15 protein-coding genes and 1 riboswitch are annotated in these 24,523 nt (G+C 44.6%); all 15 genes read right to left on the bottom strand.

All coding sequences use genetic code 11. The annotated features are described in order from the left end of the window. Positions 1-389: 389 nt before the first annotated feature. Positions 390-773: a hypothetical protein gene (locus AB4Z45_RS20645; protein WP_441911274.1), complete on the bottom strand. Its 384-nt coding sequence runs from the start codon at positions 771-773 to the stop codon at positions 390-392. 42 nt (positions 774-815) lie between these two features. Further along, a complete protein-coding gene (locus AB4Z45_RS20640) occupies positions 816-1,787 on the bottom strand; it encodes an ABC transporter permease (RefSeq protein ID WP_339208052.1) in 972 nt (323 codons plus the stop codon). Continuing rightward, on the bottom strand, positions 1,780-2,691 hold the full coding sequence (locus tag AB4Z45_RS20635; RefSeq protein ID WP_441911272.1) for an ABC transporter ATP-binding protein: 912 nt from the start codon (positions 2,689-2,691) through the stop codon (positions 1,780-1,782). The genes AB4Z45_RS20640 and AB4Z45_RS20635 overlap by 8 nt, the downstream gene beginning before the upstream one ends. Then, positions 2,688-3,476 carry an SGNH/GDSL hydrolase family protein gene (locus tag AB4Z45_RS20630; protein ID WP_441911270.1) on the bottom strand — a complete coding sequence of 263 codons (789 nt, stop codon included), beginning with the start codon at positions 3,474-3,476 and terminating at the stop codon, positions 2,688-2,690. The genes AB4Z45_RS20635 and AB4Z45_RS20630 overlap by 4 nt, the downstream gene beginning before the upstream one ends. 38 nt (positions 3,477-3,514) lie before the next feature. Beyond that, positions 3,515-4,240, bottom strand: a complete 726-nt coding sequence (locus tag AB4Z45_RS20625; RefSeq protein WP_441911268.1) for a uracil-DNA glycosylase family protein — start codon at positions 4,238-4,240, stop codon at positions 3,515-3,517. Between the two features lie 33 nt (positions 4,241-4,273). Next, entirely contained in the window at positions 4,274-6,052 is a 1,779-nt protein-coding gene (locus AB4Z45_RS20620; RefSeq protein ID WP_441911266.1) for a glycerophosphoryl diester phosphodiesterase membrane domain-containing protein, read from the bottom strand. Positions 6,053-6,237: 185 nt separating this feature from the next. Continuing rightward, positions 6,238-8,367: a right-handed parallel beta-helix repeat-containing protein gene (locus AB4Z45_RS20615; protein ID WP_441911264.1), complete on the bottom strand. Its 2,130-nt coding sequence runs from the start codon at positions 8,365-8,367 to the stop codon at positions 6,238-6,240. Between the two features lie 220 nt (positions 8,368-8,587). Next, positions 8,588-10,108, bottom strand: a complete 1,521-nt coding sequence (locus AB4Z45_RS20610; RefSeq protein WP_441911262.1) for an S-layer homology domain-containing protein — start codon at positions 10,106-10,108, stop codon at positions 8,588-8,590. Positions 10,109-10,184: 76 nt separating this feature from the next. Beyond that, positions 10,185-13,928, bottom strand: coding sequence for a DUF4430 domain-containing protein (locus AB4Z45_RS20605; protein WP_441911260.1), 3,744 nt, complete (start codon positions 13,926-13,928; stop codon positions 10,185-10,187). Between the two features lie 149 nt (positions 13,929-14,077). Further along, positions 14,078-14,279: riboswitch (cobalamin riboswitch) on the bottom strand. A 147-nt stretch (positions 14,280-14,426) separates the two neighbouring features. After that, complete coding sequence (locus AB4Z45_RS20600; protein WP_441911258.1) at positions 14,427-16,412, bottom strand: methyl-accepting chemotaxis protein; 1,986 nt, start codon at positions 16,410-16,412, stop codon at positions 14,427-14,429. Positions 16,413-16,671: 259 nt separating this feature from the next. Next, the gene (locus AB4Z45_RS20595; RefSeq protein ID WP_441911256.1) at positions 16,672-18,042 is read right to left on the bottom strand and encodes an ABC transporter substrate-binding protein; all 1,371 of its coding nucleotides are present in this window, start codon (positions 18,040-18,042) and stop codon (positions 16,672-16,674) included. 344 nt (positions 18,043-18,386) lie between these two features. Continuing rightward, on the bottom strand, positions 18,387-19,370 hold the full coding sequence (locus AB4Z45_RS20590) for a carbohydrate ABC transporter permease (protein WP_076269452.1): 984 nt from the start codon (positions 19,368-19,370) through the stop codon (positions 18,387-18,389). Continuing rightward, the gene (locus AB4Z45_RS20585; protein WP_076269451.1) at positions 19,367-20,260 is read right to left on the bottom strand and encodes a carbohydrate ABC transporter permease; all 894 of its coding nucleotides are present in this window, start codon (positions 20,258-20,260) and stop codon (positions 19,367-19,369) included. The genes AB4Z45_RS20590 and AB4Z45_RS20585 overlap by 4 nt, the downstream gene beginning before the upstream one ends. Next, positions 20,260-22,488: a DUF5696 domain-containing protein gene (locus AB4Z45_RS20580; protein ID WP_441911255.1), complete on the bottom strand. Its 2,229-nt coding sequence runs from the start codon at positions 22,486-22,488 to the stop codon at positions 20,260-20,262. Before AB4Z45_RS20580 ends, AB4Z45_RS20585 begins: the two co-directional genes overlap by 1 nt. Then, the gene (locus AB4Z45_RS20575; RefSeq protein ID WP_441911253.1) at positions 22,481-24,496 is read right to left on the bottom strand and encodes a YIP1 family protein; all 2,016 of its coding nucleotides are present in this window, start codon (positions 24,494-24,496) and stop codon (positions 22,481-22,483) included. Before AB4Z45_RS20575 ends, AB4Z45_RS20580 begins: the two co-directional genes overlap by 8 nt. Between the last annotated feature and the right edge of the window lie 27 nt (positions 24,497-24,523).

Raw genomic sequence — 24,523 nt, 5'->3', positions numbered from 1 at the left:
GAATCTACGTTAATCTGATACTGAGTCATACCATAATCCCTCCATTGAATGTTGTCTCGACAACTCCATTCTAAACGAGGATTTTGGCTATGGCTCTCTTTTTTTGAGATGCTAGCTTTTTACACAAGTATACGGACTCAACTCCATTCGGCGGGATACACACAATATTAAGTATAGTTTTAGTTCTATTTGTGCGGTTTTGGTCAGTTTGAGCGAAATAGAGCTAATTTCTAGATCTATTTCCGTATAACTTGCGCCGCAAAGCTGCTTCGGCGGGATGAGCCTCGTGATTAAGTCGATATTGACAAACCGTTCCCCCAGCGAGCTTCAAATGCCGTGCACAAAAAAAGAACGATTCGTTTGACCGAATCGTTCTTTCATAAGCTCATTTACTTCTTATCCACCTGAAGCAGCTTAACCGTCTTTGTAGAAAAAGTATCCTTCAGCTTTTCCTCATTAATGACGTTCAGCTTGACCAAGCTTGCAATTTTTGAGCCATCCGGCTTCGATAACATTCGCCATAGCTCCGGATCTGGCAGCGCCTCATAAAGCTTGTTGTCGTCGTATTCCTTACGCTCCTGCACAACCACTTTTACTTTATGGCTCCCGATCTCCAGCTCGCTTGCTTCCTGCTCAGCCAAGTAGCTCATAATGGTCTGCCTGAGTTCTGTCAGCTCCTGCTCTATTTCTTTTTGCTTTTGTTTTTGCTGGTAATATCTGCGTACCGTTTTGTCCAACCTTATCACGCTCCTCTCTATTACATGCTTATGCATAGAAGAAGCATTTTAGGATGAGTTAGACAACCTGCAGCATGATCAATAAATGTCTTTTCTCATAAACACCGTAAACGAAACAAGCAGCGAACCGACCATCCAAGCGGCCAGCACGGCAAGCGAGAAGCCAAGCGTCATGCCCTCGATTGGAGGAGCAGATCCACTAACATAGTCCATTAAACCAAGATTGACCATGAACAAATATTTGGCCGAATCCCATGAGGATACCATGTTGCTTAGAATAGCGCCTGCAATTAAGCATGCGAGCATCGTTCCCATACCGGCTGCGCTGCTTCTCATTAGAATGGACAGCATGAACGATAACGTTCCCACTACAAGCGAGATAAACCATGCGAGTCCAAACTGCTGAATGATAAACTGCCATTGTGACACCAGGCGGACGCCTGATATGTCGAGCTCGCCTCCTTGTGTGGAGAAGCCGGTTAATACGGGAGCCGACCACCCTTGATTGCCGAACATAACGGCTGAGATGAGGTAAGACAACAAACCGAATATGAAAATAACTAAGGAAACGGACAATATTAGCGCGATATATTTGCTGAGCAATATTTTAAACCTGCTTACCGGGCGGGTGAGCAGCAGCTTAATCGTTCCCATGCTCCGCTCTGAGGAGACGATATCTACCGCAATAATCATGATGAGCAACGGGAGAAACAGCTCCGCCGAGTTTTGAACAAAACCTCTAATGAAGGTTGGCGCTCCCGGCTCGGAGGGATTCACATTATTGTTCAAATAATATTCGGATTGTTTGATTTGAATTTGAATTTGCTCTCGCCATTGTCCTGCGCTGCTCAACCGATTTTGCATGTCCACAATTTGCTGCTGCAATTCGGTACGCCAATCCACGTCACCCAGCCGCTCTTTTATGGATTCTGCCTGTTTCGCCTGCGCATACGTAAACATCGAGAGAAGAACGATAATAATAATAGAGATAACGATAAAACGTCGTTTGCCGACCAGCTTCGTCATTTCATTTTGAACGAGATTAATCAATCGACTCGCCTCCTGTCAGCTCAAGAAATAGATCTTCAAGCGCGGGAAGCTTCCGATTCATCTCCAGCACACTTACCCCAGCCTCAACAAGCTTGCGATTCCACTCTCCAACTGCGTGTTCAACGTAAGCTGTCGTAACCGTATCCGTCGACTCTCCCAGGACAGCCGTAACATCGCCAAGTATCGATCGTCCCAGCGCTTGCGGCTGCAGCCGCCATACTAGACGTTCTTCGCTGGACAACAGCTGCTTAACCGAATCCACTCGAATGATCTCGCCTTTGGAAATAATCGCAACCCGGTCACACATCAATTGAATTTCATGCAGCAAATGGCTCGATACGAGAACGGTCAATCCTTCTTCCTCAGCTAGAAACCTAATAAAAGCCCGCATTTCTCTAATACCCGATGGATCAAGCCCATTCGTTGGCTCGTCCAATATGAGGACATCAGGCTTGCCAAGCAGTGCTTGAGCGATCCCAAGTCGCTGCCTCATCCCAAGTGAATAGGTGCTTACTTTATCATTCACTCGATCCTGCATGCCAACAAGCGCAACAACCTCATTGATCCGCTCCTGCGTAATTCCATTAATCATAACGGCAAAGTGGCGAAGATTGTCCATTCCGCTGAGGAAAGGGTACAGCTCTGGGTTTTCTACGATACATCCTAAGTGCCGCATCGCTTTTGTAAAATGTTTCGCAATATCCAAGCCGCATATATGGATGGTGCCGGAGGTTGGCTTAATTAAGCCAACCAGCATGCGAATCGTCGTCGTTTTCCCTGCTCCGTTAGGGCCTAGAAAACCAAACACTTCGCCGCGCTTCAGCTCAAAGCTTAAGTCCTTGATGATCGTCCGCTTGCCTATCACCTTCCGTAAACCCTGAACAGCTAATGTAATGTCGCTCATGATTGTCCTCCTGCATCAGCAATTAACGCGGCTACCCGCTCAGCCATTAAGCGATACCCTATCTCATTCGGGTGGAAATGATCCGTAAATAACAGCTTCTCTGCATTCAGCTGAAACAAATCATAGGTCGGAACCAGAACAGCTCTCGAATGCTGTGCCAGTGTCTCCGCAGTTTTACTATTCCAGTTCCTAACCACAGTCGACATCAACTCACCATTTTGGAACTCGCTGAACGGATTATACAGTCCAAGCAAATAAACGGTCGCTTCTGTATTAACGGCACGAATGGTCGTCAAAATCGTTTTCAGATGATTCAAATACGCTTCTTCTAATCCCGAAATGCTTGCCTCAGACAGATCCGTAAGCGATTGACCACCGAGAAATAAGTCGTTGCCGCCAATGGTCATCAGAATAATGTCTGCTTGTCCAATTTGCCGCTCGATTTCCTTTTGTTTCATCTGCTCCACTAGCTCTGAAGAGGTAAGTCCCTTAATGCCTAAGTTAATTAAGGAAACATCAGTACCGGACTGCTTCAGTTGATCGCTGACATAACCCACATACCCTTTTCCTTCAATGTCGCCAGTTCCTCTCGTTAACGAATCCCCTAATGCTATAATCTTTATCCCATTTGATGATTCTGCAGGTTGTTCCGTATCTTGCGATACAGATGATTGACTCGCTGTTCCGAATAAATAATCCTTTATCGACCAGCCTAAAGCAAATATCCATAAGAGACTGGCTAGAAACGCAAAAGAGGTAATCATACGAACTTTTTTACTATGCATCCCCGTCACGCCTTTCGATTTCTGTAGCTGTTATATAATTAGCTGAACCATGTAATTACTTGCTGCTGCATCTGTGCTTTATTCTGCTCAAACTGGCTTTTTCTGTGACCATTTGCTCCTGAGGGATGCGGCATTTCGAACAAGCATCTTTCTTTATCTATCCATCCCTTGTCAGCAAAATACTTGACTACATCGGATACCGACTTGCCAAGCGGGATGACAAGCGCATCTTTTACCGCCAGCAATTCTTGAAGAAATATACTCTCAGCATAGTGATAAAGCGTCTCCGATTTCAAAATAACAGGGCTGTGCCCGGTGTAATTTTTGCCCTTTATGAACACTGGATACCTTATTGCTGAAGTTGTATGCAGTAAATCTCTAAGCTCATAAAATAATAGCTCGCTGCTCTTTATGCCAAGTGCTGCAGGCAATCCAATTTGATCAAGCATGTCGATCAAATTTTTTCGCATAGAGCCTGCAAAGCTTGCAAGCTTCTTCGCGCGTTGATCGATGAGGTCATAAGACACCCCATTTACAAGATCCTCCCGCGCGCTGCGTATGGCTACCTCCATTTGGGTAAAGCCTGGCGTAATGCCAATAATCATCACTTTAGCAGCAATATTCACATATTCGTAAGGCACATAATAAATCGACATGTCATGCTCTTCATGAAGAAGCAATTCTTCTACAAACAGCTGCTCCTTGGACAAGCTGCCGAGCGGGAGCGACTCAATAAAGGATTTATATTTTTCAATTTGTGTCACCGTTAACCGCCCCTCCGCTCAATCTGTATGTTCTTACTTTAGCTCAACCATATTGTGTGCGCGCGCAGGATAGTCGGTAATAATGCCGTCGATTTCGAATTTGAGCACCTCTTTTAAATTCCGCTCGCTGTTCACTGTCCACACCCATACTTCACGGCCTTTTTTATGCGCACGCTCCACGAGCTGCTCTGTCAACATAATCTGCTCGATCGTATAGAAATCAACATCAAGAAGCGAAAGATCACCGAGTGCAAAATATAAAATTTGCCCAATTTTAATTTCGGGGTTCAGTGACCGAATATGCTGAAGCGTAGACCGATCGAATGATTGAATATAACAGTCCTGCACCATATCGAATTGTTCAATTAATGCAACAACATGCTCAGCCAATTGTTCGCCTGAACCGTATGGCTTAAGATCAATGATCAGCTTCGACTTCCCCAGCACTTCTCCAAGCACCTCGGATAACATAGGAATTCGCACAATCTCATCGGGTTCACCGCCAGCTTTGGCAATGTTCAGCCTCGCAATTTCCTCATAATCCAGCTCGCTCACCCGCTTCGGCACACCCGCCATACGCTGTAAATTATAATCATGGTTCAGTACAACCACGCCGTCCTTTGTCATCTGTACATCAATTTCAACGGCATCAATACTTTGCGCCACTGAGCTGCGAATCGCTTCCAGCGAGTTTTCCGGCGCAACGAGCGTATCGCCGCGATGAGCAGACAAAAGCACGCTCCATTTTACATAAACCAATTGATCATTAGCCGCATAGCTGACAAACAGCGCAAGCGCTAAATAAGCAGCCAATATAGAGCTGTAGAGCACTCGTTTCCTCGTTCTGCCTTTTAGAAAAGTCATAAGACGCTGCTCAAGCGGGCCAACCCAGCCATTTTTGAATAAACGGAGCTGATCTCGCGGCATCACGCCCCGTGTACGCTTAAAGTGATAGAAGAGCCTTGTCAAAAAGATAATATTAATCGGCACGAGCAGCAAAGTGAACATATAAGTTAGCACCGTTGTTAGCGTTAATGAATAATGATTGGACACCACTTTAAGCACATTGATATCCAGCCACGCTGGCAAATAAGCAACAGACGAGATGACGACAAAACCAAGCGCGAAAACGAACACATTTAGCAAAAACAGATTAACAAAGATCGTTAACCGCTTTCCCTTCGTCAATAAGAGACTGCTTCTGATGGCTACTCGAATGGATTTGTCTTCGATCATAATGAAATGCAAAACAAAAATCCATCTCAAGATGGTGTACACGCCCGCCAAAAGCAACAAGCCGTATAAAGAAAGCATCATCATAGACGAGCTCAAGACGCGGCTGTTAAAAAATATCGGGACATTAAATTGTGCAAAAAGGGAAGTTGACAGCGGCGATTCAATAAACGGCACAAGAAACAATAGGAAAAACAACAGCTGAATCAAGCCGAATCCAAATAGTTTAGGCGTCTGTCTCAGCGTCGTCAGCACGGCATCTGAGATCAATACCTGTTTGCCAAAATAATGCTGCTGAGAAATCGTAATAACTACGCCAAACTCGATAAAAAGCACAAGTACAGCTACTAAACAGATCGCAATTAACCCAGCAACGCCCGTGTAGCTCAGACCAATTTTATATACATCGCCATTCAACACAGAGCCCGATCCAAGTACACGAAGCATACGGTTAAAAATAAAAGAAATAATCGGAATGATGACAAAGCTCGTTAGGAGCATAAATAAATATTCAAACAACAAATGTTGCTTATAAGTTTCACGAAAGTCACGGATACTTCTACCAAGCCGCTTGAGCATGAACATTCATCCTATTCATTGTATGGTAATCAATAAAGCAAGAAATGGAATTGCTAAGCAACTTCATTTCCTTATTATAGCTATTTACCTACCCCCGCGTCGAATCGGAAAAATACAATAAAAAATCCGTTCTCTTCAATTGAAGAAAACGGATGCTCATTTTTGTATAATCTAACGTCTGCCAGCTATTTTTTCTTAATCGAATTATTTTTCAAAATATCATTTTTCTTTTGAACCAGCTTAGCTGTGTATAAGGTGTTGTTTTCAATGAGATAGGCTGGCGCTCCTGTTCCCGCATATAATGTGGTGATCCCGATCGCAGCTAAATTGGTTGTAATCGTATTCCCTCTAATTACGGCCTTCAGAACGTCATGCGGATTATTCCGTTTCCAATAATCGTTAATGCGAACAATCTCTGTTTTATCGGAGGTTAGTTTTTCCGCTGTAATCGTATTATTCTCCAGCAGCAGGTTTTTCGCTGCTTGAACGCTAATGGCTTGGGAGTTGCCTAATAGCTCAAATGTCGAATTTTTGATCGTCAAATCAAGCTTTGGATGTTCAGCGATCATTAATGTGCTAAGCGCTGGCGGTGATTGAAAGGAACAGCCATCGAACACATATTTGCCGGCTTGTGCAACCGCAATCGATCCAAATTTACCCGTTCCCGCGGCTCCGATAAATTCGCAGTTGTTGTATGTGGCAGGAGGCAGCGTTAACCCGGAATCGGTATTAAAGCCGGTTACCTTTAAGTTATCGATGATCGAGCCCTCGGTTATACCGCCCGTTACGACCCTAAGCTTGCCTTCGCCGTTAATCGTTATGTTTTTCAAACGAATCGGTTTTCCCCAAAGCGATAGACCAGAATCACTCTTTTTGTTGTTATTCATAACGATGTTCGATGCACTCACTCCAAAAGCATCCTTCGCACTAATTAAAAACATAGAGTCCGTAAAGGTCATGCCGTCTATTTTGATATTAGGACCCGTAAACGACGTATAGGAATCATTCATCTTGTTATCGATAAATGTGGCATCGTGAGCCGCTGCAATGCGCGAGCCGTCAAAATGATTGCCTTTAATCATGGCCCCTTTAAACGGATCGGAGATGGCTAGCCCAATTGCACCTTTTGATGCCAAATGATTATCTTCTACGATTGCGTCTTTTCCATCATAAAGAATGACATCGTACGAAGCATTATCGTGAAATTTATTGCTTTTGATCGTAATATTGCTGTTGCGATGTCCGTTCTCGCCAAAACCACCTTCTACATCTATTCCCGATTGCGGCATTGTCCCCTTGATATGATGAAGAACGTTGTTCTCAATAAGTACTTGATCAGCACCGCCGACCGTAATTCCTTGCCTACGGTTATAAGCAAATTCAGAATTTTTCACAATCACGTTTTTCGTTACACTTTTGTTCCAAAATTCCACATAGGCGCCTTTTTTGGTCGCTTGCTCAAATACAAGATGGAACTGTGTCGCTCCTTCCGGTATGTCGATGAGCTCGCGCACCTTTACATTTGCCAGCTTCTTAATAAAAGCTCCGTTCGCTTTATAGAAGAAGATATCAAATTTATTTGGCAGTTTAATCGCATTCGACAGTTCAAATTGTTTTTCTGTTTTAAAAATCGTGTTCGTAAAATTAAGCGGCTGCTTCGTTCGAAGCTTTTTGGCATTCGCGACATTTTTTCCTTTATCATCGAATGCGCCTAATACAAAATGGTCTTCATACAAATCCTTTGCCATCGTGCCGTAACCGCCTAGTATGAGACCATCGCCTGTAAAATTAATCGATTTCACGCCGTCAATGGTAATATCATAAGCTCCTTGCGTAAAAATGCCATAACCCGCTTCATGTGTGCCTGAGCTGTGCTTATTGTCTTTTTTAGAATAGTTATGTGTTTCCCTGTCACCTGCATAGGTCCCTCCTCTCAGCGTGACGTTATGAACGCCATAACCCAAATACATGAGTTGATACGACTCTTTATCATTTGTTTCCTTCTGGAGCACCGCATCCATCGGGAGATCAAACACCATATTGCTGACCATATTAATCCGGTTAGCTTTATCGATTAAATAGGTACCCGGCGGCAGTGACGTCGTCGTTTTCCCATTTTTAACCGCCCATTGCAGTGCATTGTTAATGCCCTTTGTTGTCTCAATAGGATGTGTACCATCGTTATAAATGCCAAACTTAGATAGTTCAATTAGATAATAGTCTTTAGAATCCGGCGCTTCTGCCGAAGCCTGATTAGGTATTAGCAATAGCTGTAATCCAAGCATTAGTGACATAACTAGCTTTAATATATTCACTTTAAGCCTCCTATTTGCGGTTCAAATCATCTGATTGCAAGAAATAAGTGCTCCTCCTTTCAACCTCTTAAATATACCACTACCAATATTCTTTATAAAGAACAAAATCCTGAATTTGGTTCGTTTAGTGAAAAAAGGGGCTTCCTTCCTATGTATGAAGATGCAAAAAAAGAAGCGAAACAAAAGAGCAGCTTGCTCTTTTGTTTCGCTTCTTGTGAATTTAGGCTGCCGGCAATTCCAGCAGTTTATCGGCTACTACGGCTGCCATTTCTCTCGTAACGACCGCTTTCGGATTAAAGCTGCCGTTCGAGCCCTGCATCAAGCCGTTTACATATACGGCATTGACGTATGCTTTTGCACTTTCATGAATGCTGCTCTCGTCTTTGAAAGGAAGTGAATCTGTGCTGCCCTTAAGCTTGAAAGCTTTGGCAATCATGATCGCCATTTCTTGTCTTGTTACCGCTTGGTTCGGTTTGAACGAGTCTATTGTAATCCCTTGAATGATGCCCAGTTCCTTGGCACGCATAATGGCTCCGTAATACCATGCGCCAGGCTGAACATCCTTGAACACTTTGGCTGCTTCATTAGCAGGGGCTTCCTCCAATAGATTGATGAGCAAGGTTGCGAACTCAGCTCTTGTCATCTGCTTCTTCGGATCAAAGCGAAGCTCCGAACCGCTTACCCCTACCATAACTTTGGCTTCGAACACGCTATAAACGGCCTCATAGGCCCATACGGAAATGAGGTTATTGTCTACAAATTGCGGCTTGCTGTCCGTCAATTCTGTATCCGCCGAAATGTTGAACAGCGCCGGCTTTTGCTTGCTATAGCGGTCGTACGCGGCTAACGCCATCAACGCTTGCTCCGTTGCCATCTCATTTGATGGCTGACCAAGTGCATGTGCAAAGCTGCCATCCGCAAGCTGGAATCTTAATAAGCTCGTTAGGAGATTCCCGTTCTTTTTCATAAAACTGGATTCCATTGGACTAACTCCCACAGCTGACAAAGCAATAATAGCTTGAGCTACGCTCTCACTGTTGTCATCACCAAACGCGTTAAAGCCGCCATTTACTTGCTGCTCAGAAGACAGCCATTTTGCAGCTTTGTCGATTGCACTTTTCACTTTTGCTTGTTCTTGGTAAGGAGCGAGTGCGCTTATCGCCATGGCGGTTATATCTAAATTATCCTCAGATTTTTCCGACAGCGGGAATGCTCCACTCGTATTTTGCTGGCTGAGCAGCCAATCTATTAACTTCGTACGTGTCCATAAGGCACTTGCTGGCACCTCATAATTGCCGCTATCCAAAGCAATCAATGCAAAAATCACGCCATTTGTGCCTTGATTCGTCATTCTCGAATGATTGTAGATGCTTTGAATGAGATTGTAGCCAGCGAAGGAGGCTGCATCTTCACCTGCCGCTCTAATCGCAATAGCCATTCGTTCAAGATCGGTTACTTTGCGGAATTCACCTTTGTTCTCTTTTAAATAAGAAGCCAGCCCGCTCAAATAGCTTGCTGGCACCGCATGACCAGAACGATATAAGGCAATCGCTTCCCAATCGCTAATGGTACCGCTGCTTAAGATTTGTTTCGCAGCTGATGTCATTTCATTCTCTACCGCCATCGTTTCTGCCGCTGCCGCGCGCTGCATAGGCAGCAGAGCCGTACTGACACAAGAAAGCATTAATGCGTATATAATCATCAATAATAACGATTTAAGTGATACGGATTTTTTGTTCATCCTGAATCCACACTCTCCTTTCAAGAAAATAGCTGTCCCGCAGCTATTGCAATAGCCTACGAGACAGCTTAGTAAATTATGATTTCAATTCATGAAGTCGGATGATCGTAACAGCTGCCATCTCACGTGTAACAAGAGCTTGTGGATTAAACTTGCCGTTATCTCCTGTCATCAGACCTTTTTGGTACGCTACATTTACATAAGGAACAGCCCACGCTGCAACAGCGTCACGGTCCTTAATTGCTGCTTGTGGCGCATTCTCATCAGCAAGACCTTTAAGTCTAACTAAAACGGCAGCCATTTCTTGTCTTGTAATCGGTTGGTTCGGTGCAAAAGAAGTTTCAGTTACACCTGACATCAACCCTTTTTCTTTGGCTGCTTTAACATAACCATAATACCATGCCCCACTGTTAACATCCTTAAAGCCGGAATCCTCCATAATAGGGTCAGCTCCGGAGTACTTAACCATCAGCGCTGCAAATTCAGCACGTGTCAAATTACGTTTAGGCTCGAATGTTGCATTGCTCGTACTTGTGCCTTGCATGAAGCCTAGTGCCGTTGCTTTGTTTACGGCTTCCAAAGCCCAGCTTGCAATTTTTGATTCATCTGAGTATTTCGTTGCATTAGGCTGCTCTGGCTTATCGCCACCGCCTACTCCGCCTATTCCACCTGATTCACCTGGCTCTGTTGGAGCGCCAAGATCTTTACCTAGATCCTTCGTATACTGCCAGCGCAACACGTCTCCATTTTTCAAAGTATAGGAACCCGCACTAATTTTAGGGAAAACGCCGTTAACGGAGTACATCCAGCCGCTTTCCTTGCCTTTATCGAATTCAGCAAGACCGCCAATCGATTTCACATAAGTGCTTGAGCCTGATCCGGAATAATCAATAGCTATACTTTTATCTTCAAGTGCACGTTTCAGTGCAGTAAAAGCAGTATCGCCATCTTGTATAGTTACAGTAATTGGTGCAACGAAATCCCCTTCGTTTATCGAACGTTTCTCAACGGACAGTGTAACTTTTTGAACAATTGGAGCAGTACCGCCATCGCCACCGCCAGGATTGTTTACAGCAGCAGTTTTGTAAGCAAGAAATTGTGTAAAATGTTTCGTTTGAATAACTAAGTCGTTATTTTTTTTGTACGCATAAACCTCATCCGTACGAACGGATGAATCTGCATATTTCTTAATTGGCGTGAATACACCTGCTTGATCAATGAAACCAGCTTCCTTGTCGCCTTGACCCTTCAGTGTGATGGATACATGCTGATTAAATTGAATTTTTGCAGAACCGCCAACTTGAATGCGAACGGCTATGGATTCCACTTTCTTGCTGTCAGCTGATAAAACGGCGTCCAGCTTGGAAGCCAGACCACTTTCATCGATGCTTAGATTTTTGGGGAGTGCTAGTGCTTTATCCCATGTCGTTGTTGTCACCACTGTAGCAGCTGGAATTTCAAGTACAGTAGTACCGCGTGTCGCTGTTACTATTGGCAATGCTGTTGTTTCAAACGTAAGGGTTACATTGTTTGTTATTTGTCCCCCGCTCGCTGCGCCAACTACAACCTCTTTCTCGTTCTTGTTGATGGCAAAGCTTTGATCCGTTGTATCGCCAACAATACGTGGTACGGCAATTGAAATTAGATCTTCACTATCTTGTCCGCCAACAAAAGCAGCCCCAAGCGCTTTAATCGTAATCGCGCCGCCAGTTGCAGTTCCAGTTAACGAAATCGTTATTTTATTTCCATCTCGCGTAAAGGTATTAACTTGAAGGCCTGTATTTCCTGGATCAATTGACCAGTTTTTAATGTCCGTTGCTTGATTAGTGAACTCATCGCCTACAAGTTTTACTTCAATCGATGGATCTACAGCACCATTGGCAATCTTCGAACCCGAAGAAATAGCCGGCCATCTGCTGTAATAGAAACGAACCTCATCGTTTTCTTTAAGCTCGTATTCACCTGCGCCAACCATTGGAGCAATGCCATTCACTTCATACATCCAGCCATCATAACCGCCAAATGTACCCGCTGCTTCTCCGTTTATGGCAGAAACATACTGTCCGTAGCTGCTGTCTTCAATTTTATAGCTGATTTTAGGATCTGCTTGATTGAGTGCTTGTTTTAGCACATCTAATGCAGTGACTGGCTTAACCGTGTTTTTCACCGTTACCGCTTGTTTGCTATAAATCGAACCGGAACGGCCATCTACCTGCAGCTTAGCGGTTACAGGAACCCGCAGCGTAATTGTAGTGCTGTCTTTTTTACCAACTAAAGCTGCTCCCAATGCTTGGATGGTCACTGCTTTTTCTGTAGCTTTGCCTGACAAATTAAGTTTGATCTTTTGATCGCTTTCTTTCACGATCGACTCAATCGTCAGTCCCGATACGTCAGAGTTAATTTTCCAATTGCTCTTAACTAGCGCGTTGCTGTTGAACTCATCTCCAACAAGCTTTACATCAACTGATGGATTAGTTGCGCCATTTACAAGCGTTGTTCCAGTTGTAATATCTGCATAACGGCTATAGAAGAAACGAACCTCGTCGTTAGCTTTAAGCTTGTAAGAGCCTGCGCCTACGTTCGGAGCTATCCCGTTGACTGTATACACCCAGCCATCCCAGCCGCCAAAGGTGCCCGCATCTTGTCCTGCAACCCCTTTAATATAAGGGCCATAACTGCTGTCTACAATATTGTAGGAAATTGCTGGTGAGGCATGATCCAAAGCGGTCTTAAACGCATCCAACACTGTTGGCCTTTTAATTTGAGTGAAGTTTACCGGTTGCTTGCCATAAACAGAACCCGTAACGCCATCAACACTCATATTGACAGAAATAGGTTGTTTAATTTCCTCTAAACGATGCCATACCGTTTTCTGATATTTAATATCAAGTAAAGCAACAAGTGCCTGCTCAGTCGCCATTCCATTAGATCCGCCACTAAGTAGGTATTTAAATGATCCATCCTGAAGCTGGAACAAAGAGAAAGAATCGAGTACCGTTTTACCATTCACTGTCCAGGCATCAGACAAAATATCTTCGCCAATGGCCGTTATTCCGGTCACTACAGTGGATAGACTATTCGAGTTATTGTTGCTAAACATAATATGTTCTTGGTTTAGCTTTATCGTTTGTAAATAATTTTTCACTCTTTCAATTGCCGCTTGAACAGCACTATCGTCCTGATAGTTTCCAAGTGCTAGCAGACCCATCCCTGACATATCTGGATCAGACTTCGATCCGAAGTAAGCAAAGCCACCATCAGCCAGTTGCTTGCTTAGTAAAAAATCTACTGCTTTTTTCTTAGCAGCTGCATCCCATTTCCCAACGTTGCTGCCTAGCTTTTCGCCAGTATCAAGTGCAAGCATTGCCCACATATGTTTGTTTGTTGAACCAATTGCTCCCGTAGCAGCATCTTGCTGCGATGCCAGCTCGGCATACAGATTGCGATCTGTTTCCCACGCATGAGCAGGATCTTCGCCCATAGCAAGCAATCCGAATATGTAACGGATATGCTCAGTTCCTCCATTATCCGGTTTTAGTACCGGATTTGTAGGCTCCTGTGTCTCCCAGCTTGGCAGCTGCCAGTTGCCGTCGTTCAAATTCACGCCCGCGCCCCAAAGCGCTACGATTTCCACCCACGATGTCAACGGCTTTTTCTTGTTTTTATAATACTCAACCGTCTTATCAATCATCTCATTCAATGAAGCATTCGCAGAATGATCTGCCGCTTTACCTACTTGAGGTGCAAATAAAGTAAACACCAATACAAAACTTAAAATAGCAGGCAAACTCTTTTTCATAAATCTCTTAAAATTAAGCAATGTTTTCTCTCCCTTTAATCATTTTTGGCAACAAAAAAACATCTTTCCGTTTGTGGAAAGATGTTTGGATAAACACGTGCGCATGGAAGCATAGGAATCCACCTATTGCAAAAGCACGAATAAACATCTCCCTCCCATCCTCGTGAGAAATATAGAGCGCTCCTATGGCAGGTCTCCTGGCTTCGCTTCATTGCTTAGACGATCTCCTTCCCGTCATGATATGACAGTGGACAACATGATCGTCTGCTCCGCGATACAGTGGCGGGACCGCGTCGGATTTTGACCGAACTTCCCTATTAAGCTGCTTGTGAATGATAGATTCACGGCAGCACCATATTAGCTATTCTATGAAATTGTAAGTGCTTGTTTTGTGAATTGTATCAAATTTGAAAGGATTAGACAAAGGTTCTGACCGTTTTTTTTCAACTTGTACGATTCCCTATTCGATTTCATGCGCCTATGACTAGTATTTCATCATAAATCTACTTCAGCTCCAAATTACTCAATTTTGAATCTCTTAATCGAGCGCTGAAGCTCCTCCGAAAGCTCATTTACAGATGAAGCAAGCTGCTGCGTTTCAGCTGCGAGCTGATTTTGCCGCTCAGTGTCTGCTGCCGATTGCGCAGCATGAGTTGAAGTATCCTTGGCTACCTGCGCCATCGATTCAACGGAAGCGCTCACTTCCTCGCTGCCTGCTGCCATCTCCTCCGTTGAAGCAGATACGTCTTCAATTTGGGAGGCTACAAGGCGGGATTCCTTCCATATCGTGTCAAAAGATACCTTCAGCTCCTGAACGATGAGTAATCCTTGTTCCATTTCTTGCTCTCCTGCAGTGACCGCGCCAACAGCATCGGCAGTCAAGGCTAGCACCTCATTAATCGTTTCTTCGATATGGCCCGCATGAGCCGAAGCCTGTTCAGCCAGCTTTCTCACTTCACTTGATACTACTGCAAATCCACGGCCATACTCTCCTGCATGTGCCGCTTCTATAGCAGCGTTTAGAGCGAGCAAATTCGTCTGATTTGCAATAGCAGCAATCGTGCCTGCCATCTCTTGGATTTCGGATGAGCGCTCATTAAGCTGCCCGATCACTCTTGATATCGAAGCCGTTGCCGCGCCAAGCCGCTCCATTTGACCAACCGCATGATCCGATTTTTCATGGCCCAGCTCCGCTGCTTGCAGCATATCGTTCGACGCTTCCGACATTTGGCTCGAGGAGTGAGCAATCCTTCCTACGCTCGTCGCCATTTCCTCCATAGACCTTGCTGCCTCAACTGCTCCGTCTGCTTGATTTTCCGCGCCAATTGCCATCTCATTCACAGAGGAAGCAAGCTGCGAGGAGAGCTCTCGGCTTTGCTGCGAGCCTACACCCAATCGGCCTGCAAAATCCGATACGGATGCGGCATTGTTCCGAATCGTCCGCATTAAACTTTGCATATGGGCAATGAAATGATTGATTTCTTCACCAAGGCGAGCAATTTCATCATTTCCTTTATTTTCTATGCGATAGGTAAGATCCGCTTCGCTAGAATTGAGATTAATTGCAGCATGTACAATATTGCGAAGCTTACGTCCTACCATAAATTGTGATAGAAGAAACAAAATAACCAAGACAACAGCCATCAGGCCGCCAAATTGCATGACAACCATCGTTCTTTCTGAAGCGATGAGCGCATCTGCCTTTTCTTTTGACAATGCAACACGTACCCCGCCCCAATGTTTGCCTTCAATAATTAAAGGATAGGAAATATCCCACGTTTCTACCGTTTCTCCATCTATGAGTCTATTATATTTTTGCAGGAGCACATCATCCGTCTTCGTGTTCGTAGCGGCATTGTAGCCTGTTTTATCGTTAAAAATCCGATTGGCCCGATAGTTTTGACTAAGAAGTCCCTCGTCGCCCCAAGCATCTTTTGATTCTTCTCCCATAGGGCTGTAAATGCTATTGTGCGTTGGGATGTAGCCCGCAAAATTCGGATTTTCTGAATAAGCGCCTGCAATAGCAAAAATAACATTTTCCTCCGTCAGAAAACTATCCATAATGCCTTGCCAGCGGTAATCCGTATAACGGTCATAGGCACTATCATATTTCAGTTCATATTGAGATAGCGGAATGGACTCTCCATTGTACAAAATCGATTCTTTTCCCGCATAGGATGAGTCCTTTAATCTTTTTTCTGCCACTTTCTCACTTTCAGGATTTACAGTCAATGTATCGTTAAAAAAATCCTCTTTAAGCTTGTTTCCGTCCCATTTCGTTCCATCATCCAGCACAACACCTGTTTTAAAATCCTGCTCCGTAACATTCTCAAGTGTGCGAGCTAGCGATAAAACCATCGTGCGACCCTTTTCCAGAAGCTGCTGCTCAACAGCTATACGAGTGGATTTCCATTCATACATGAGAATCACACTAACGATTATGACTAATGCGGCGGCCATGACTAGCATAAATTTATTCGTCAACGAGCGTAATCCCATCTTCATTTTTGATAACCCCCATTGTTAATTTATCTATATTAAGCCAGTTTAACTAAATTGTTATGTAAATTAAACCAATTAGATTGAAACTTCTTAAATAATACATATTTATATTGAAATTATTAATTATTTTATATGACTAAGTTTATGAATTACTAAGCTTAGGCTATCCACATACCTTATTAATACAAAAAAATCACCCTATTGCCGCAAACTAAGCGACATAGGGTGATTTTGAGATTAGCCTACTAAAGGTAGACTCCGATTATTTCAATGATTCACGAACCTCTAGCGTCCGCTTATTCCATTTTTCCGTTTCTGGGATCAGTTTATTAATATCTGCTCCATCAAAAATAATTTCATTCAAAATATTGTTCCAGTTGTATTCAGACCAAGCAGGAATGGTTACGCCCGGCTGAATTTTTGCATTTTCTTTTGCAATTTTTACAGCTTCCTTGTTTTTGCCTTCCCACATTGGCGTTTCATCATAATAAGCTGTCAATTCAGGATCGATGACCGAAGCATTTGCCCCTTGGTCAATCTTCCATTTTTGGGCTTCTTTGGAGAATTGGAAGCTAATCCATAGGAAAGCTTCTTCTTTATGCTTGGAACCGCTGAGCAGTGAAAGCGGACCATAAATACTATAACCTGGTTGGCTTACTTTTCCTCTTGGGAAAGGCAAAACATCCCATTCAAATTTTGCATCCTTTTTGAGGCCTGGAAGTACCCAGTCTCCGCCGATCGCAAAGCCCGTTTTACCGTTAATAAATTCTCTTGATACATCGCCTTGTTCCTTAGCCTTCGCATTGCTCTGCATGGAGCCGTCTTTCCACACAAAATCTGAAAGCCATCTAACATCGTTCATTACATCTGGCGTATTGAGCAAGCTTTGTGTCAAATCTTCATTTAGGTAATGAATGTTTGCAGCATGTCCGTCAGCAATTGCTTTTGTGCTAAGAACGCGCATTTGAAATTCCGGCTGTGTTGTTAAGCCATATTCCCCTGCTTCTGGATCGGTAATTTTTTTGGCTATATCGCGGAAATCATCGTAAGTCCAATCATTTGCTGGCATTTCAACACCATGCTTAGCAAGTAAATCTTTATTGACGAGTATCCACATCGGAACGTCAACGAATGGCACAGCCAATTTTTTGTCTTTATACGTCATCGTATCAAAAAATCCTTGAGGCAGCTGAACATCTTGGAATGTCATATCCTTCTCGATATAAGGAGTCAAATCCTCAACCAAGCCAGCTTGGTCAAACGAGATCAAATCACTGTCGATCCAAGTTAAATCGGCTGGTGTTCCTGCCGCTTCCAAAGTAGCGATGATCTCCATAATTGGTTTGCCGTTTACAGGAACCTGTTCAATTGTAATCCATGGATATTTTTCGTTAAACATTTTGTATAATTCCGTGTAGGAATCGGACCATGAAATGAGTTTAATCGTAACAGGCTCATGCTTCTCTTCTGTAGCCGGTTTGGCTGCATCATCCGTAGGTGCATCTGTCGCTGTATTATTAGAAGGAGTGTTAGTCGTTTTATTCTTTTCTCCATTGCCGGAGCAAGCTGAGAGAACGACTGAAAATAACAAGACCATACACAACATCCATGTCAAAGCGCTTTTGTTTTTCATTTTTTGGCCTCCTAAAAGTTTTGTGAAGCAAAACTAGCTTCGTAAGCATAAGCTTTAAGTTTTGTAGAGCAAAACTGGCTTCGTAAGCATAAGCTTTAAGTTTTGTAGAGCAAAACTAGCTTCGTAAGCATAGGCTTAGTTTTGTGAAGCAAAACTAGCTTCGTAAGCATAAGCTTTAAGTTTTGTAGAGCAAAACTGGCTTCATAAGCATTGGCTTATTTCCGTAAGCCTTCCCCTCGTTTTTTGCGGTTTAGCATTCTTTATAACGTTGAAACCGTTCCAGCAGCTGTTTGCCGAAACATCACCCCCCCAAAGAGCTGCTGCACCTTAGCGCAGACAGCGGACTATTCAACAATTCCCGTTCTTTCAATACCGCTAACGAACCAGCGCTGAAGGAACATAAACACGATGATCGGCGGTAAAATGATAAGGAAGGCTGCGGCCATTTTGGTGCTCTCCGTAATCGGATTAACGATGGTTCGCGTATTTCCGAGCAAGGACGGATTCAGCACATCCTCCAGCATATCTAGGCGGATCGACAGCGGCGTGAAGCCTTTGGTAAGAAACATCGATGGCTCATAATACATGTTCCAGTACCAAATAAATGAGAAGAGAAACACGACTAAGCACGCTGACCTTGCCAGAGGCAGCATAATTCCGAAAAACAGCCTTGCTGTAGAAGCTCCGTCCAGCTTCGCTGCTTCCTCCAAGCTTGGCGGCTGCGCTTTGAAAAACTGCCGGAATATGAGAATAAATAATGCTCCCTTAAGGCCTTGCCCGAATATAGCCGGTATGAGAAACACAAAAATCGAATTCAACAAGCCGAGCTTGCTGAATATAACGTAAAGCGGAATGATGATAACCTGCGGCGGAATCAAGAAGGTCAATATGATCAGCGCCGTAAAAAGTCCCTTGAATGGCAGCTCCAGCCTAGCAAGCGCATAGCCGGTCATCGCACAAATAATGACCTGTACGAGCGAGCATGTCACCGATATAAGGGCAGTGTTTCTGAGCGCTTCCGGATATTGCAAACCTTTCAGCGCTTTCGTCACATTTTCCCAAGTAATCTCGCGCGGAATCCACTTTACCGTCGGATCAAGAAGATCACTCATGTTCTTAAACATCGTGCTGACCATATAAAGAATCGGCTGTAAATAAAGGTAAGCGACAATCGAGAGCAGCAAATAGATGATGAGCTTCGCCAGCAATCCGTCAGACAAGCTTCGTCCGAGCACCAGCATTTTCGTTTTCTGGGCTTTGCGGCCCCATAGAACTCCCCTTACGCTGCGGCTAACCTTCTCGAACTCAGACTTCATCGCAGTAATCATGAATGTACCCTCCTTGTCTTGAGGCTCCGGTTAAACAGCCATAATACGAGGGCGATCAGCGCGAAGATGAGCCCAAAATAAATCCAAGCGAGCGCACTGGCGTAGCCGTAACCGGTATCGACCTTAAACATGTTGTCTTTAATATGCTTCAGCACAGGATTAAGCGGGAATGTGAACAGGTCGATAATCGTGTAGAGCACATTCAAGCTGATGAATGGCACACAGGCTGGCAGCGTAATTTTCCAGAAGCTGTCCCAAGGGGAGGCGCCATCGATCCGCACAGCCTCATAAATCGTTGGTGAAATCGTCTGGAAACCGGCAATAAAGATTAGAATCTGCACACCCGAATACCATAAAATTAGAATCGCTTTGCCCAACACTGCCATTACGGTCTCTGCAAATTGCTTGCCAACATATTCCTCAACTATCGGAAGCAAATTGTACTGCTCCAGGAATGGAATATCTCCCGCTCCTTGCAAGAACAGCTCTGAGAGCACTTGCCCTGTTGCAAAAATAACTGGAAGAAAAAACAGCGCACGGAAAATAAATCGTCCAGGGAATTTCTGATTCAGCATTAATGAGATCAGCAAGGCAAAAATAACGATGATCGGAACCATTAGCAGCATTTCTTGGAAATAAGTGATAAGTTCAATTGGGAAAATGTTATCCTTCAAAAAAGCATCCCGAAAATTGCGCAATCCGACCCATTCATATTTAAATCCTCCGACCGCTACTTGCACCTTGTTAAAGGACATAAATAACGACCAGCTAATCGGGATAATGACGAACATCGCAAACCCGATAATCCATGGCAGCATGAACAGCAGTCCCATTCCGTAGCGCTTCCAGAGATGAAGGCGCGCAGCACGGACTCTAGCTTTTGCTTGCATTAGGCGCCCACTCCCTTCTCTACGACGAACGTCTTGCTGTTGTAATCGACGATTACCCGTGTGCCGTCCTCATAAACGGTAGCAAACCGATTTTCAGACAGCTTTTCGTGATTTTTAATCGTTTGGGAATACAAACCTGCTAGGGAATCGAAAGCCTCGTATTCCTTTAAAATGCGATCTGTCCACTTCTCATATTGACTGCTGAATAAGAAACTCGCAGCCGTATACTTGAGCTTCCGTGAATCCTCATGTGTGAGGAAGAAAGAAGGAACGGCTCCGTATTCAATCGCTTTTAAAAACTCAGTTTCTACATCATTACGAAGATTGCCATCTCCAAACGAATACGATACATAACCATGAAGCGCGATGGGATAAAAAGGAACCGTCTCGTCGACCATGAAATCGTAGCTGGATTCATGCGGCAAATTAGCAATAAAATCACTTTGGCCAACTGCGTAGTCATTCCCGCGATATACGCCAGCCGTGCCAAGCGTCTTCTGCGTGTATTCGAGCAAGCCATCGTATACAGCAATCGTGTCCGAACGAGTTTCTATGCCTGATGGATCATAGTCATGGAATACCATTTCACCCATCCAGTTGTACAAAATGCCGGATATGCCGATCTCCTTCAGCTTCTCAATCGTTTGATAGGCCATGGCAACGGTGCGTGACGGCTTGCTGATAAACCATCCCTCATCAACAAATACCGTTTCATCAATGCCGCGAATACCGTTCGTTTTGCCAGATAAATCGGAATTGTCCGAATCGATCCAGACAAAATCATCCTCGAACATGACGTCAATGCCATGCTTTGTCATATTGGAGACAAAAGCCTTGGCAGCCGTCTCGCCGCCTAGCGACTCCTCAATTGGAAAACGGTCATAAAGATCGTAATCGCCTTGATTTTGCCAGCCGTAATAAATGACCTTCAGATTGGCGACACCCTTCTCCAGCAGCCCATTTACGATATTCGTTGCCTGCGGAAAGGTCGTTGCCGTAATATATTTGATTTTGCTGAAGGCTTCCGTATAGTTGCCCCCCATAATTTTTAAATACAAAGGGGTGTGTTCAACAGGCTTTAACGGTTCGTTCAGCTTGCCGCTTTCCGTCATGTACTCTCGATAAGCCTTCGCCATTCCGACATAACCAGCGTCATCTCCATTAAGAAAGCGATATTCAACCTCTCTATCCGTATCCAATCGCTGTTTCTGTACCGCTTTAAGCGGTGCGGCAAGCCGGCTCATTCTGTACAAATATTCCTCACGGTAGATCTGATTGGAAAATACGTTATACATATTGGATTTAAGACCTGGCGGCATCGCAGCAATATTCGCCGAATCACCGCCCTCCGTAAGCACCGCCATAAAGGCATTGCTGCCTCGTTTCATGCCGAACACCGGGTAAGCAATATTCTCACGTCTTTCACCTGAACGCGTCCAATTTCCGGTATTGGTTAGTTCAAGGCCGTATACCTGATGGATATAACCTCTAGACACGCCAGCCCGCTCGCTGTCAAATCGGATCAAGCCGCCTGGTCCATCTGGAACAAAAATATATCCATCCTCCTCTGAGGAAGCAGCGCCAAAGTAGGGAAGCAAGTCTACCGTAAAGACGGCATATTCTCCGTCCTCCTTAATTCCCTCCGTTGGAATCCGTACCTTAAGCCCCTTTGACGTAAGCTCGTATTGGATCGTAAAGCCCAGCTGTTTTTCCGGGAAAACATAGGAGACCTGAAGCCCCTCTGCCGTTTTGATCAACGTTGTTTGCACTTTCGGATCATTCACGTTCAGCACTTCCCTGATCGTCTGATCCTTTCCTTGTGTCCTTACATAAGTGAGAACAAAAGGCGATTTCAAGTTGGCAAGCAGCACACCTTTAACCGTTTCGCTGCTTAGCTGAGCTTCTGAAGGATTGCTGCTCCACCTGTAGCCAGTACGTTTATCAACCAAAGCAATCTGTGTGCTTGCGGGCTGAATATAAAGCGCGAAGTTCTCGCTTGCTAGTGCTTCTGCGAAACCATCAGCTCCCGCTTGCGGTTTCCAAGCCTCGCCTTCATAAAGAGGAGCCTTGCTCACTACTCTCTCCTTAATCCCTGTGTAGGCAAGAGCTTGTGCCGGCGAGAGCTCATCTCCTTGCAGGATAACAACCAAAATGATAATAAGTAACGCGCAAACTGCGATTGCTGCAAGCTTTACTCGAAGGGAAGTACGCTTGATGAACTCAACCATAGAAGGTCACCTCCTTGTAAAGCTGATAGAAGAAATCGTATAAATTGTAGGACAATCCGAAGACGAGAAAGGCAAACAGCCAAATCGTGCCAATGGTAAATATCGTGATGGCGATATTTTTGAGCGTCTCCACAAAATCGAAATTGTGAATGACCTGCGTCATAACGATCAGCATGACACCCATCCACAGGAACATAACCGTGTTTAATGAGTCCACGATCACTCGCTCATCAAGCGTAACGATATTGGACAGCAGTAATGTTGGAATGGAAAAAAACAGATACGGTGCAAGCGCATAGGTGCTGCCTTGAATGACCTCTCTGAATTTCCCTTCCCCGTCCTTCACGCTGCATACGAGATAATTCGCGATGATCCACGTTACCCAAGGAACTACGAATAATCCCAAACTTCCAAATAGATTGACCTGCGAGAGCTCCACGGGATGGAACAAAAACCCGGTGTAATAAATCGTCACGATCTTTACCGCCACAACCGAAACTAAAATAAAAATAATAATCCAAGGTGCAACTCTAGCTTCCTTCAGCTTGTAAAAGCCATGATAAGGATGAAGCATGACGTACCAAAGGTTGCGCAAATCGCCAAGCGGGCGCTGCCAAGATTCAGGCAAAGGACGTCGCTGAAGCTGCTTCTTAAGCAACAGGCGGCTATATCTAAGCAAAAGAAGAAGAGCTGCCAAGCCTAAAACAATCCATATGAAATGCTGCTGCAAAAAATCTAGTCGGATTTGCCAGAACGCTTTGGAATAGCCCTTCGTATCAAACGCTGTTTTTAAGAAAGACAACGCTTCCTCGTTGTTATTCTCATGCAGATATACCTTGCCGAGCCCTTGAAAAGTTCCGTTGTACATATCATTGCGGGCATAAACGCGATCCCAATAAGGCTTGCTCTCCTCATATTTGCCTTCCAAATAGAGCCCCAACGCATTCATAACGTTGCTTCCGAATTCCGTGCGAACAAATTTGTGAATTGTACCTGTTCGGCTGTCAGAAATCCAGACGCCGAATTTAGAATCTACGCCAATGCTCGTCGGAAATCCAAGAACACCATATTGCTGTGTTGCGTTATCAATGAACCCGAAAGCAAACAATGCTTCGCCATTTTGGTCATAAATATTAATGTTTGCCGATTCCATATCAATGTTGTATAAGAAGCCCTTTGAGTCGCTTGCTACATCAACGATGCCATGGCCGTTCACGAGCGTCTTATTCTTAAAGGCATCGACACCGCCCGCATTTAGCTTGCGAATAGCGCCCTGCCCGAATCCCGCTGCCGTTGCTGTAAAGATAAATCCATCTTTATCAATGGCAACATTGGAGATTGGCCGGGGAAGGCTTGCCGTCTCTTTATCCAGCTGCTCCTTGTTGAGCACGAGCTTCTTCAGCCAGTTGAGTACCGTTTGCTGCGCTTTATTGGCACCAAAGAAACCCATGAATTCCCCTTCATCATTCATGCGCAGCAAGCCCTGATAGGAGGAGTTCAAGCTGACATACATGACGCCGCGCCGATCAACGACAAGCTTTACGGGAACAAAATGCTCCTGCTCCAGAAACGTTGATGCGGGCTTCTTGTACTCTCGGTCGAAAGTACCGTCGGCACGATAGACAGCAATGCGCTGATTGCCCGAATCGGCTACATAAACGACACCTTCCGGCGTAACGAATAAGCCTTCTGGCGCACTGAGCATGCCGGCTCCCTCTTCTTCGCCAATCGTCTGCAGCAGCGCTCCGTCATTATCAAGCACGATAACTCGGTTCGCTCCTTTGTCAGCCACATAAACCTTATCGTCTGCGCCCACCTGCAGATCGATCGGCTCTACAAAGCGAATTCCCTTCGTTTCAGCTGGTGAATAAACCGGCTGTATACGCAGCCAAGTCGATTGATTGCTGTCATAGTAGGCCGTTCGATAGGGAAGCTCCGCGTGTATCGCTTCTGGTGCGACAAGCATGGAGGTCGCCGCAAGAAGCAGGAATATTAGAAATCTCTTCATCGTCACGACTTCCTTTGCTGGTTTGAA

The organism is Paenibacillus sp. MCAF9, assembly GCF_052114265.1.
Taxonomy (GTDB): domain Bacteria; phylum Bacillota; class Bacilli; order Paenibacillales; family Paenibacillaceae; genus Pristimantibacillus.
The sequence above is the reverse complement of the archived record's forward strand: the minus strand, read 5'-3'. Positions and strand labels throughout refer to the sequence as shown.